12 protein-coding genes are annotated in these 13,184 nt (G+C 35.2%); 5 read left to right on the top strand and 7 right to left on the bottom strand.

Translation table 11 applies throughout. The features are described 5' to 3' along the window. Positions 1-64 precede the first annotated feature (64 nt). Positions 65-901: a type II pantothenate kinase gene (gene coaW / locus ACQKIM_RS14365; RefSeq protein ID WP_427545033.1), complete on the bottom strand. Its 837-nt coding sequence runs from the start codon at positions 899-901 to the stop codon at positions 65-67. Positions 902-1,342: 441 nt separating this feature from the next. Then, positions 1,343-2,077, bottom strand: a complete 735-nt coding sequence (locus ACQKIM_RS14360; protein WP_427545031.1) for an SDR family NAD(P)-dependent oxidoreductase — start codon at positions 2,075-2,077, stop codon at positions 1,343-1,345. 219 nt (positions 2,078-2,296) lie between these two features. On the opposite strand from ACQKIM_RS14360, the gene ACQKIM_RS14355 reads away from it, so the two are divergent. Further along, entirely contained in the window at positions 2,297-3,118 is an 822-nt protein-coding gene (locus ACQKIM_RS14355) for a squalene/phytoene synthase family protein (RefSeq protein WP_427545029.1), read from the top strand. 229 nt (positions 3,119-3,347) lie between these two features. Here ACQKIM_RS14355 and ACQKIM_RS14350 read toward each other — a convergent pair whose 3' ends face one another. Together ACQKIM_RS14350 and ACQKIM_RS14345 are read right to left on the bottom strand one after the other, a co-directional pair. Continuing rightward, positions 3,348-3,800, bottom strand: a complete 453-nt coding sequence (locus ACQKIM_RS14350; RefSeq protein WP_427545027.1) for a VOC family protein — start codon at positions 3,798-3,800, stop codon at positions 3,348-3,350. Positions 3,801-4,283: 483 nt separating this feature from the next. Beyond that, positions 4,284-4,772 (bottom strand): metal-dependent hydrolase, encoded by a 489-nt coding sequence (locus ACQKIM_RS14345; RefSeq protein ID WP_427545025.1) that lies wholly within the window; start codon positions 4,770-4,772, stop codon positions 4,284-4,286. Positions 4,773-4,990: 218 nt separating this feature from the next. On the opposite strand from ACQKIM_RS14345, the gene ACQKIM_RS14340 reads away from it, so the two are divergent. Next, positions 4,991-6,235 carry a ferredoxin reductase family protein gene (locus tag ACQKIM_RS14340; RefSeq protein WP_427545024.1) on the top strand — a complete coding sequence of 415 codons (1,245 nt, stop codon included), beginning with the start codon at positions 4,991-4,993 and terminating at the stop codon, positions 6,233-6,235. 61 nt (positions 6,236-6,296) lie between these two features. Here ACQKIM_RS14340 and ACQKIM_RS14335 read toward each other — a convergent pair whose 3' ends face one another. Beyond that, entirely contained in the window at positions 6,297-8,327 is a 2,031-nt protein-coding gene (locus ACQKIM_RS14335; RefSeq protein WP_427545022.1) for a methyl-accepting chemotaxis protein, read from the bottom strand. Positions 8,328-8,594: 267 nt separating this feature from the next. Here ACQKIM_RS14335 and ACQKIM_RS14330 point away from each other — a divergent pair, with 267 nt between their 5' ends. After that, on the top strand, positions 8,595-9,221 hold the full coding sequence (locus tag ACQKIM_RS14330; protein ID WP_427545020.1) for a nitroreductase family protein: 627 nt from the start codon (positions 8,595-8,597) through the stop codon (positions 9,219-9,221). Positions 9,222-9,471: 250 nt separating this feature from the next. On the opposite strand, the gene ACQKIM_RS14325 is transcribed toward ACQKIM_RS14330, so the two are convergent. Further along, on the bottom strand, positions 9,472-10,191 hold the full coding sequence (locus tag ACQKIM_RS14325; protein WP_427545018.1) for a hypothetical protein: 720 nt from the start codon (positions 10,189-10,191) through the stop codon (positions 9,472-9,474). Positions 10,192-11,227: 1,036 nt separating this feature from the next. Between ACQKIM_RS14325 and ACQKIM_RS14320 the strand changes: the two genes are divergently transcribed. Both ACQKIM_RS14320 and ACQKIM_RS14315 read left to right on the top strand, forming a co-directional pair. Further along, positions 11,228-11,497, top strand: coding sequence for a hypothetical protein (locus ACQKIM_RS14320; RefSeq protein WP_427545016.1), 270 nt, complete (start codon positions 11,228-11,230; stop codon positions 11,495-11,497). 361 nt (positions 11,498-11,858) lie between these two features. Further along, positions 11,859-12,416: a hypothetical protein gene (locus ACQKIM_RS14315; protein WP_427545014.1), complete on the top strand. Its 558-nt coding sequence runs from the start codon at positions 11,859-11,861 to the stop codon at positions 12,414-12,416. Between the two features lie 218 nt (positions 12,417-12,634). On the opposite strand, the gene ACQKIM_RS14310 is transcribed toward ACQKIM_RS14315, so the two are convergent. Further along, positions 12,635-12,865, bottom strand: a complete 231-nt coding sequence (locus tag ACQKIM_RS14310; RefSeq protein WP_427545012.1) for a YdbC family protein — start codon at positions 12,863-12,865, stop codon at positions 12,635-12,637. Between the last annotated feature and the right edge of the window lie 319 nt (positions 12,866-13,184).

Here is a 13,184-nt window from a genome sequence, read left to right as displayed (position 1 = left end):
AGAAAACAGATAAAAAAATGTACATCACCAATCACCATTAGTAATGTACATTCTTATTTGTCCTTTAGACAATTGTATATTCAGATATATTTAGCAAAGCTCCAACTGCCCCAGAAAAACCGTGGTCATTTATAAAAATGGGTGTATGCTTTTTTGTACGTGTATAATTGGCAATTACACGTGTAAGATGATCGTTATTGCTCAAGGTAGAGCCAATATAAACAATATGTTGTGTATTTTTTTCCTCAGCATATTGAATACTAAGTGTCGTAATCACCTCTCCTACAAGTCCTTGTACAGTAGCAATAATATCTTCTGCTGGATGATTGACAAATTTTGTAATACCGACCTTCCCAAAATTACTAGCTGTTAAATGTCCATCAATAGGCGTATCCATCCCTTGATAGATGTCTTTGACTAGCAAATCAATAGACTCCCTATTACCATTAGAACCCATTTCTCTTATTTCATTGTAATCTGTAATACCCGTTGTAAGCGCTGACAATCCAATTAGTGTTCCACCGCCTATTCCTGTTCCCCCAACACGAATATGCGTATTGCCTTCCATATAATGAATTGAAGTACCAGTACCAATATTCGTGATCATACTACGCTCAAAGAAATAGCCTTCTTTATGTAGCAAAAATCGAACACCCTTCAATGTAGCTTCAAATTCTACTATATAATGGATTGATTTCATTGCCTTTATGACTTCCAGTAATTGCTCCGTACGTCCTCCCGTAACACCAATATCCTCAATATCTGGATGATTAATAATCCAATCCTTTACAGCCAGCAAATCATTTGACGGAAAAGTTGATAAAACAAGCTCATTGTGCTCATCTAAATAAGCAACTTTTGTCAATGTGCCACCTGCATCAATACCTATAGCCTTTGGCATACCATTCTCCTTTAACTTTATTCAGTACAATCTCTATTTAAACGGGTGAGATATATACTAGATTTTGCTTTTATTCAGGATGCGTTTAAATGCCTGCTGAATAAAGTTCATGCCCCCACTGTTGTCATGGATTTTGCAAGGAGTTATTGTGTCAAAATCCCGACGTATCTTCTATATAATACTGTCAGCAAAAATTACAGTTACCATTCTTGTCCCACGTAATTGTTTATTTGCCCTTTCTAAACTTTAACGCTGTTGAAATGATTGTGCAATAACTTAGCAAACTTTCATGAAAAAAACACGAAAAATATCAAAATACTTCTATTTTTCACCTTTATTGCGAAAGCATTTTTATTACTTTATCATTTTTTTATTAAAAGAACAAAAAAAGTGAAAATGCATGAATGAACACACATTTCCACTTTCTTTTTTCATTTATTATTAACGAGCAGAGTACCCGCCATCTATAACTAGTTCAGCACCTGTAATATAGGATGCCTCATCTGATGCAAGGAACAAAATAGCGTTAGCAACTTCTTCTGGTCTTCCAAGTCTGCCCATTGGTGTAGCTCGTACAAGCATATCCATCGCTTCTTTTGCTTCAGATAATTTAGCTGTCATTGGCGTTTCGATAACACCTGGGAAAACGGTATTTACACGTATATTAAAGGCTCCTAATTCAGCCGCTGCTGCACGAGCAAATGCACGTAGTGATCCTTTAGATGCTGTATAAGCATTCATGCCTGCACCAATAATTGCTGTGTAGGAAGATGTATTAACAATAGAACCTTTTCCTGCTTCTTTCATATAGTTGGAAGTATGTTTAATCCCTAAGAATGGACCGAAAGCATTGATATTATGCATAATTGTCCAGTCTGTTTGTGAAATTTGGTCAGGACCTTTTTCAGATGAGATACCAGCATTATTAATTAAAATATCAATACGACCATATTTGTCGATGACTGCTTTCGTTACCTCTGCCCAGTTTTCATCAGAAGAAACATCTAATTTCATTCCCTCTACATGCTCTAGCTCAGAAATTTTTGCTAGGTTTTCTTCGTTAATATCAGCAGCAATAACTATAGCTCCTTCTTCCGCAAACAATTTTGCCATTGCAGCACCCATACCTGATGCACCACCTGTAATAATTGCAATTTTGTTATCTAAGCGTCCCATAAATAAAACTCCCTCTATGTCATATTTTGTATCGCAAAAGTCCAACCAGTATTTTGAAAAACTATGGTATAGAACTAAATAGTTTACCATTAAACTTTATCATCTTTTTAAAGCGTTTTCAAAGAATATGACTAGAAATTAAACAATCTGTTTTATCTTTCCTCACTTTTGCGATACGATATACTATAGATGTGTGACCATGTGAACGGAGGAATTGTAGTGAAAGATCAAAAGACACTTTATAAAGAAGCGATGCAGGTTTTAAAGGAAACTAGCCGCACTTTTTATATACCGATTACTTTTTTAAAAAACGATTTGAAAATGTCAGTGGCAGCCGCCTATTTAGCTATGCGTGCTATTGATGAAATTGAAGACCATGAAATGCTTTCAAATGATGTAAAATTTGATTTACTAACGGGAACAAGTGAATTATTAAAGGAAACATTTGATGCCGAGGCATACGAAGCATTATTAGCACCATATGCAGATCAACTACCTGAAGTATCTCTTCGTTTAGCAGACTGGCTTACTTTCTGCCCTGAAGGCTCACGAAAAATTGTCCAAGCATCAACGAGTGAGATGTCTTTTGGGATGGCCAAATGGGCAAAAGCAAACTGGCAAGTGCACACGCGTGAGGATTTAGATGATTATACATACTACGTGGCAGGGCTTGTTGGCACAATGTTGTCTGAGCTTTGGGCGTGGGGTGCAGACATTCAAACAGATCGCGATTTAGCAATTGGCTACGGACGTGGTCTCCAAGCTGTGAATATTTTACGTAATCAGCATGAAGATATGGATGAGCGTGGGGTAAGCTTCGTTCCTGATGGCTGGACACGTGAGGAATTATTTGCATACGCAGAGGAAAACCTTGCGAAAGCTGATCTTTATATGAAGGATATCAACAAACGTACAGTACTTTTATTCTGTCGTTTACCACTAGCACTTGCTCATAAAACTTTGAAGGCGATGAAGGATGGTCGCGAAAAAATGACACGAGCAGAAGTCGAAAAAACGGTAGAAGAGGTACAGGCTGACTAAAGCAGCTGTCTTAACTTAAGGTTTGGAGAAAAATCTGAGTAATGACAATAATGTTGTTTAATTTTGAAGCTAAATAACGCATTATACCGTCCACATTTGTGGACGGTGTAAAAATAAAGTCGTTTAAAACCTAATTTTATGCAATGCGCACTTTTATTGAATAAGTATTTTCTTCAAATATTTTACTTCGGTAATGTAGATTTCAGTAAAGGCTTAAAACGTCACTTACTTATTTGTTACCGAGTTGTTCTGCCAGACCGATTAGAAGTCCTTCGATTCCACGAATGTAACAGAGCCGATACGAGTCTTCGTACTGAACCACTTCGCCAACGAGCTGAGCACCATACTTAGTGAGTCTGGATACCATTTCGTCAATGTCTTCAACGGCAAACATAACGCGTAGATAACCGAGGGTGTTTACAGGAGCTGTCCGGTAATCTGATATTGTAGGTGGGGTGAGAAATCGCGAAAGTTCAAGTCGGCTGTGACCATCTGGAGTAACCATCATAGCAATTTCTACGCACTGAGAACCCAATCCGGTTACGCGACCAGCCCATTCACCTTCGACAGTGGCTCGCCCTTCGAGGTTCAAACCAATCTCCTCAAAGAAAGAAATTGCGTCATCAAGGGATTCTACAACGATTCCGACATTGTCCATTCTTAGTAATTTGTTTTTTGCCATAGTCTTATCTCCTTATGTGTAAAATTTATTATCTGATTATCTTCAATAATTATTCTATTAAAAAGTTACAAATTCCTTCCAAACAATAAACACCTTGTCACAGTATAGAAAAATATGAAATTGGGTTTTCTGGTATGTCATATACATTTTGCTAACGCACAACACTTCATTAACCCTTTACTATTGGAATATTCGCGAACCTTATTTCGTGAATGCCATCATGTTCAAATAGTTTCAAATAGTTTCAAATACTTGATACCGTAGTTGCTATTCGATAAAACAACTTCGACTTCCCCACAAAATATTCCTACCCTGTACTCCATTAAATGGTCCGTGATTGGAATAATGCAACCAACCCTTTAAACAACTTTATCATGAAACAAAATCCTCTCAAATAAACAGACGAAGATGATAAATTAATATATGCCCCCATTATTAAACAGATGTTTAATAATAGGAGCATTTTCATATCCATGTGTTTACTTAGATAGTACCTATAAATTTTAGAATAATTTCATAACTAAAATACACAGAAAGCATCGTTAACAACATAAATACTATTTTTTCAACTTTACTGCCTGTTTTGGTTGTTAGTGGGAAACGGACAGAAATAGATACTGGGAAAAACAATTTAACACCCTTTTTTGTCCCCATATCCAGAAAAATATGACTTGCCATTCCTAATAAAATCCCCTCTGAAATCGCTTTAAAAGGAATTAAAGTATGTAGCACCATCACCATTAAAATTAAAAAAAGTAAACTATGTGTAAAGGAACGATGTCCAAACAACTTATTAACCATTTTTGAAATAATGGGAAACTTTCTCCCGATTTTGCTGCCGCTATGGCATATATCTGGAAGTAATGCACCGATAATACCTGCCCCTACTAAAATGAGCGGATTATCATTCGAAATTTGTGCAAAGGCTAGGCTAGCAGTAATGCCCCCAACAATATGAGTATTCCCTTGCATAGGACTCCCCTCTCATGTCTTTTATAATATGTCCTCCTTAATTTAACACATCTTCCCCAAAAAGGGAACATATATTCCGAACGTACACTCCCCTTTTATTTCAGGTTGGAAAGAAATAAAACTGTAAGTGTTCCAAGAACTTCTTTTTCAGAACCGTTTCAGGAACTTATTGTATATATAGGATGATTTTCGATAAAAATAAGGATTGGAGGTTATTTATGAAATCAATTAGAGGTATTACATTTATTATACTTATTATGGGAGCAAGCGCTTTACTTTGGTTTTTTGCTACACCTGTAGAACCACTTCATTCTTTGGATAAGCTTAGTCACATGATTGGAGGCCTGGCAATTACAGGATTCTTTCTTGTTTTTTTATTATCAACTAGAATGAAGATTTTAGATCGATGGTTTCATGGTCTAGAAAATGTCTATCGTTATCATAAATATGTCGCTATTATTTCACTAGCATTAGTGATTTTACACGGACAGCTACAAGAGATGGTTCCAGAAATGGATAAAGAATTTGAAACTTCTTTTAGTGAATTTTCAAAAGAGCTAGGAGAGCTTGGTCAATATGGCTTTATTGCTCTTATTTTAATAGCCTTTCTTGCAAAATTCCTAAAATATGAACACTGGCGGATTATTCATCGATTCATGCTCATTCCCTATACTTTCGGAATATATCATGCATACTTTTCAAGTAAATACGATTTACTTCAACCTACACCCTTAGGCATTTTCACTGCCATTATGACGACTATAGGATTTATGTCGGCATTATATATGCTAACAATGTATCAGGATATGTTTTTTAAATACACAGGTAAAATTACTGGAATACAACAAATGGGCTTGAATGCAATTGAGCTCGAGATAACACTTGATAAAAAAATCCCCTATCAATACGGTCAATTTGTTTTTATGAAATTTTTTCAAGATGGACTAGAAAAGGCACCACACCCCTTTTCAATTTCTGGCGGAGACGGTGAAAAAATTTTCGTTACCATAAAGGTACTTGGAGATTTCACACACCAAGTTTATCACTCTATAAAAATAAATACGGCTGTTGCTCTTAATGGACCATATGGGCAATTAAATTTCGAAAAAGGTCCCCAATCACAAATTTGGATTGCAGGTGGCATAGGTATTACTCCTTTTTTATCTTATTTGCAGTCACAGCCTATTAATCATACTATTGAATTATTTTACACTTACCAAGGGGAAGACAATGCTATCTATAAAGATTTCTTACAAACGTATGCATTAACTAATCAACAGTTTAAAGTAAATTTTATTGATTCTACCCAAATGGACAGGCTGTCATTTGAAAATTATCATGTACCAGCAAATACCCAAGTCTATCTATGTGGTCCTGACAAAATGGTTAAGCATTTTACTAAGCAATTGAAATCACATAATAACGATATAAAAATAGATTTTGAAGCATTTAAATTTAGATAATACTCGTTCAATAGCTGAAAAGACCATCGTCCTAATAATTGACGATGGTCTTTTCAATGTACTATATAGTAAATTTACCTGTTTCCTCCTGAAGATCCTGTGCCAGTTGTGCTAATTGCTCAGAGGCTACGGCCATTTCATTCATGGTAGAAGCCTGCTCCTCTGTGATGGCTGATACATTTAATGTATGGTCATTGGTTGCCATTGCTTGCTGACTAATTTCTTGAACCTTCGAAGTCATGTCATGTAGCTTTTCATAGGCATTTGATGTATTAATACTCGTCTTTTCGATCGTTTGTTTTAAGTCTTCAATCGCACTGCTGATTGTATCAAAGGTGCTACCAGCCTGCTGTACAGAATCAATGCCATGGTGAGCAATTTTACGGCTTTGTTCCATCATCGAAACAGCCTCATTTATTTGCTCTTGAATTGTCCGAACAACAGTGGCAATATCTTGTGAAGCATGGCTTGTTTGTGTTGCCAATGCCTTTACTTCCCCTGCAACTACTGCAAAGCCTTTTCCCGCTTCTCCTGCACGTGCTGCTTCAATCGCTGCATTTAAGGATAATAGATTTGTTTGATCTGTTATGGATGAAATAAGTTCGCTCATCTTTTCGATTTGGACGGATTGGTTTTTTAAGCTACTTATCAGATTTGCACTATTTTCTACCTGTGTATGTAGCTCAGCGATTTCATTTACAAAGGCACGAATTTGCTTGGAGCCTCCAGTTGCAATCTGAGAGGTTGCTGTAGATTGCTGAACGGCACTGTCTAAGGCATTAACAGCAAAATGCATATCCTCACCCAAAGCAGATGTGACTGAAGTTAGTTGATCGCTAACTGTCTGTTGCTTGCTCGTATTCTCTGCCACGTATTGCATAGAGGCAGCTACCTCTGTGACGGATTTATTAACCTCTTGGACACTAGCTGTTAGTTCTTCAGCAGTGGAAGCAACTGTTTCTGTTTCAGCTACGATTTGCTCCATCATTGTTCCTAATGCATCTACTGAATCATTATAATACTGTGCCATCTCTCCAAATTCATCCTTTGTATTGGTCGACATTCTTTGGGTTAAATCACCTGTAGCAAGATTGCCTAAATGGCTATTTATTGTACGTACTTCCTGACGAATATAACGTGCAATTAAATAAATAATTACGGATATTACACAGATAAGAATAATACTAACAATAATTTGTTGATATAGCATTGCTTGTACTTCACTATATAGCTCAGTTGTCGGAACAATTAAAATAAGCTTCCAAGGCATTCCTTGTATTTGTTTATATTGCAATGTGTATTCTTTTCCATCAACTGCTGTTTGAATCAGCTTATTATCTCCTGCAAACTGTTCGATAGGTATTTTTAAATAGTTCTGAACCGTTTCTTGATTTACCTTTTTCACATCAGGATGTGTTAAAAATGTTCCATTATCATCAATGATAAATGCATAACCACTTTCTCGTATTTTCACCTCAGATACAATGGATTGGATAGATTCAAGAACATAATCACCTGTGATAACGCCAATCGGAGTTTGCCCCTTTAGTACTTGAATACCAAAAGTAATAAACATCTCTCCTAAAGTTTCATCAAAAAAAGGCTCTGTATGTATAATGTCACTGGATTGCAAGCTATTTTTGTACCACTCCTGTTGATGGAAGGCATAAGCTGGATCTTGATAAACATCTGTAAAGACAATTTTTTCTCCATCTTTATAGGCATATGGTCCAAAGATTTCTCCATTGGCAGCATCCTTTTCAAGCCAAAGCCCCATTCCATAGGTTTCTTTATTTAATGGTAGTAATTGCTCAACAAAGCGTGTAAATTGTTCTCTTGACATCATATTATCTGCAGTTTCTATCGCAGATTTAGCACTATAGATAAGCTGATTATGTCCATGTAATTTATTTTCAACAGAATTAGAAACATCATCAGCTAATAATGACATCTCATTTTCAATCGAGCTTCCAAGTTCATTCGACGCTTTTAAATAACTTAAGAAGGACATGCCACCTAGAAATATTGTGATGATGGGAATAAGTATACCAATTTTCGCAAAAAGTCTTAAATTACCCAATAGTTTTTTCATTTACCTTCACCCATTCATATTATTTTAGTTCTATAGTTATCTCTAGTATAAAACGAGTAGACTATGACAAATATGTTTTTTTTGTAACTTTTTACATAGATATGGGAGGTATACCGTTATGATGGGTAAGTAATCAAATTCTACTATGATTTCTATTGATAAATAATACGCAAATTAAAACACTCTAATTCGAGCAACTTACTTGGATTTTTTAAAAAACTATCGTATAGTAAATTTCATCATAGGAAAAAGGGGTTTTTTTAAACAATGACGATAACAAAAAGTTATTTAAATAAAGTAATGCATGAGCGAAAATCGGTACGCAAATATGAGGTCAATTTCAAAATCCCACAAGCAGAGTTAGAGGAATTACTTGTGGAGGCAACAACAGCCCCATCATCAAGTAATTTACAACCATGGCGCTTTTTAGTGATTCAAGATCCAACTGTAAAAAAAGAATTACGCCAGATTGCTAATAACCAGGAGCAAGTAGAAACTGCCTCCGCTATTATTGCTGTATTAGGTGATATGGAAATGTACAAAAATGTTGAGGAAGTTTACACGAATAACTTCGAGCAGGGCTATATGGATGAGGCAACCAAAAATATTATGATTGAAAATTCACTAAAGCTCTACCCAAACCTACCTAAAGAAATTCTAAAAAATATAGCAACCTTTGATGCAGGCTTAATTTCTATGCAAATCATGCTTTTAGCTAAAGACATGGGCTACGATACCGTTACAATGGGAGGCTTCAATAAGGAAGCTTTTGCAAAACACTTTGAATTAGCAGATCATTTAGTTCCAATTGTTTTAATCGCTATTGGCAAAGCAGCTGCACCAGCTTATGGCTCATCTCGCCTAGCTTTAAAAGATATTGCGAAATTTATATAAAAGAATAATTTAATACTTCATTAAGATTTAATAAAAAAACCCATAGTGTTAAATATATGTAACAACAACTTAACATTGAAATTAAAAGCCTGTATCTTAAATTACCAAGTATCGATACAGGCTCTTTTTTATTGGCTATGTTTGCAAAGATTGTAGTTAGTCAGAACCTTTCTTTTATAACAATAAGAACATTAGCATTTTGTAGAGATATAAAGAACAAACCTCTAATATGTTATTGCTTCTTTTTGTTTTAGCCCTTTAATTCCATTCTTATCCTTCTTAACGCTATTTCAGCTGCCATTTTCCCGTTATATTGCCCGTGTTCTTTAACCCAATTTAATTTTTCTCTAGCGGGCAAGTATCTATGGAAACCTAGAATTTCAGCAGCTCTCTCTTGTACCCACATATCCATGTCTTCCAACAGGGGGATTATTTCATGCAATTGTGTGTAAGGAGTTAAAGCCATAATTGAAAACATATATTGAGTTCTTTTTTCTTCATCTAATTCAGGGTTTTTAAGAAGGTTTTTCAATTCTATAATGGCTTGTACATCCTGCCTTAATAGCAGTACATCAGTATGCTCTTTGGACATGGGGTAATATTTCGGAAGTTCATACCAATCACTTTCATGATTTTCTAATAGGATTTTTATGAACGTTTGTACATTAGGATATACTGGGGACAAATCTATTTCCTCATGGTTTATAAAGCAAACTTTGCCTGTTAGTGACCCAAACATGTAAACACCCACATAATTGGAATCATTATCTGTCCATAATGGGAAAACTTCTGAACTATTAATATCTTCATTAAGGTATAAATACATTTCTGTTGCTTCTTCAAAGGATAATAAACGTATTAAAAAATCATTCTTGCGCTTCATGTAGATTGGATTGTCGAAAGCATTCATTACTTCTTGAGGTAATGATATGTTTAAAAAAGTTGAAATTTGATTAAAAAAATTATCCACTATGTATCCTCCATTCATCATATTTAAAACTAACTCGAAATTTGAGCCTCTTCATATAATCCGTTTGAATCGACAGAAGATGACTCTTAAACATATTTTACATTGTTAAAATACAAATCACTAGCCGTTTGATACTTTCATTTAGGTATGTAATAAACCTATAGAAATGGCAAATTTCATATTAAAGGCTTTATTCTTACGTTAAGAATACTTAACGTCATGTTGTTGAAATACTATTATGTCAATGAAATCAAGGTAACAAATTAAAAAGTATAGCCCTTTTTCAAAACGAGGGGTTGATTTCCGTTCCGACTGAGTGCTTTGTTGCTGTCGCTTCGCTTTCGCACAGAGCAAAGCTTCCTGGGGGCGTCCGATGAGCCGCTTGGGGCAACAGGAGGTTGGTCACGAAGGCGTTGTCACAGGACGTGACGGTTTTAGCCTTCGTTCCCCTAATCTGCTCGCTCCAGGGTCTCATCTGTGACGCTGAATCCCCGAGGAGTCACTCAGTCTACACTCCAATCAACCGTTGCTCATAGTATTTTCTATTGGCATTTCACACAAATGTATAGTGATAAGTTTGAAGTCTTTTTATGCATAAAATGTAGGTTAATAGCTGTAGAATTGTACCAATATTCTATCCATTTAATGTTGGTGAGTAACATGCTTTTACTTTACTTTTGAGGGAAGAATATATTTAAAGTTCTACACTATTGCTGATTGAAGTGCAAGGCTACTCGACTCCCGTGGGATAGCGAGACAGACGAGACCCTGCACGGAGCGTCAGCGCAGGAAGCGGCTCGTCGCTCGCCCACAGGAAAGCGAGTAGCCTAGAACGGAAATCACCTTCATTTTGACTAAATATTCACAAAGAGTCCCTTGACTATTTAATTTTTCAACACTATGACGTTAAGAATACTTAACGTTTAAACGTGGAGATTAACGTTGAATATTAGATTATTGTGCCTTAACATACAATATATAGGAAATAATTTCACAATAAAAGGAAGAGGTGTATTTTATAGAGTATAAAGAGTATTTGAAAAAGTTAGGCGAAACAGCGTTAAAGTATGCTGAACTATCAGATAATGAAAATACAGTAAACTTAACGCCTGTTCCTCAAGAAGGTATAAGTGGAGATATAGAGGAAAAGGCAACATTTAATGGGAACGAAGACTGGACATTCGAGTATTCAAAATATTGTCCAGTAAATATCTGCTCAGTCTTTGATGTGTATATAGATACGAATTATCTTGAACATAAAAGTTTTACAGTAGCATCAGGGTCAAAAGATATCAACGACTATTAAGACAAATACTTTTTCACAAACTTCACTAAAAATTCGCATTCATTCTAACAAGCCAAATAGCATAGGAACATTCCACTTGCATTATAGCGTTTAGTTAACATTCATACTGCAAAATAGAGTAGTATTCAAATTCAGACTCTAAGCAAAGCAAGTCTTTTTATATCCAAAAGTGTGTATTGTAGCCCATTTAGTCTACGTACTTTCCAATGAGCTACACTAGAATCCAAGGAAATCCGTATTAATTTAATTGTATGGTCGCCTATAATTTGAATCAACAATTAAGACTTCTCATCACAACTATTTTTATCTTTTATGTTATAAAATATATTGTTTGAAAATAAATTACTAGGGAGGAAATATTATGACAGTTGCAGTAAAAAATTTTAGCAGCATTATGAATCAAATAAGAGATGCTTATGTAGGAGAGTCTACTAATGAATTTTCTTTAGCAGGATACATCGGACTTCAAGCCCCTTCAGTATCCGATACACCTGATGAATTGCAAAAATTAACACAAGAATATCAGCAGAATGTTAATAATTTTTATGAACAAGAAGAATTAGGCTTAAAAGAAAATGTTAAACAATTAGAAAATAATAAAGTGAATAAAACAGATTTTTTTGAGAATATGCGTAAGAAAAAAGAGGAAGCAATAAAAAAGTCCGAAGACATGATTAATAAATTTTATGATTCATTGACGGATTTTGGTGAAGAACATCCTGCAACGCAAATAATCATCCTTACCCTTGCTGATAAAGTTGGAGCTTTTATACAAGACATTATAAATAAAGTTGTAGATGTTTTTGTTGGTGTGATAGACGCTGTAAAAAAGGCAATTAGTGTAGCTTTTGATTTCATTTCTTCTACTTTCAATTCAATTGTTGATACAACGAAAAACTTCTTTTCTGAGTTATTTTAAACAAAAATGAATAAGTGACAATTAAAAATAAAGATTATCATCCTTTTTTCTAACAAAAAAATGCAGAAAGTAGCCTCTTTTATTATTTCTGAGAAAAGAAGGTCTATGCAGACAAATTAGCTATTAACCAACTAACTAAATTAGTAGAAGATCAGCTTCAAGTACGTTAAACGTAATAATAAAATGGTAAAAGGAGCCGCACAACACGGCTCCTTCGTTTATATGCCAGAAGTTGATAATTTTGTAAGTATCTCTGCTAAGATCTTCATTTCAGCGGGTGAAAGCGTAACACCTTTTCCCATTTTCGTATGATCCTCTGACCAATCTCGAATATCAAATTTGGCTTCCCTACCATTCCAGCTAATTAGATTTAATTCCTTCTTCCAGCCCTTATTCCCCTCTGATAAAACAGCGAGTGTTTCAATGATTTCATATTTAATATCTGCCATATGCATTCCTCCATAATTTAATTTGTCATTAAAATTATATCTCAAAAAGTGGAGCAGCAAACATTCCAAATTATTATATCTATCTTTACCTTATAACCTCTTTGGTTCCCATAAGGTTGTGTATCCATTCATTATTGAGTAATCATATAATTCTACAAGTGTAAGCCCGAAATATAAAAAAGCGCACCTTCTCGGTACGCACGACGAATGGCCCGCTATCTGGTTTTTTTTTCAGATAGCTGGCTATTTTGAACATGTGGCTTGGATATTTTTCGACCAAGGCATGTAATCTTGTAAAATCTCTGGCTGTTGTTGAATC

It is taken from the genome of Lysinibacillus sp. NPDC047702 (assembly GCF_050272555.1).
GTDB lineage: Bacteria > Bacillota > Bacilli > Bacillales_A > Planococcaceae > Lysinibacillus.
This window is presented reverse-complemented; position numbering and strand designations above follow the sequence as displayed.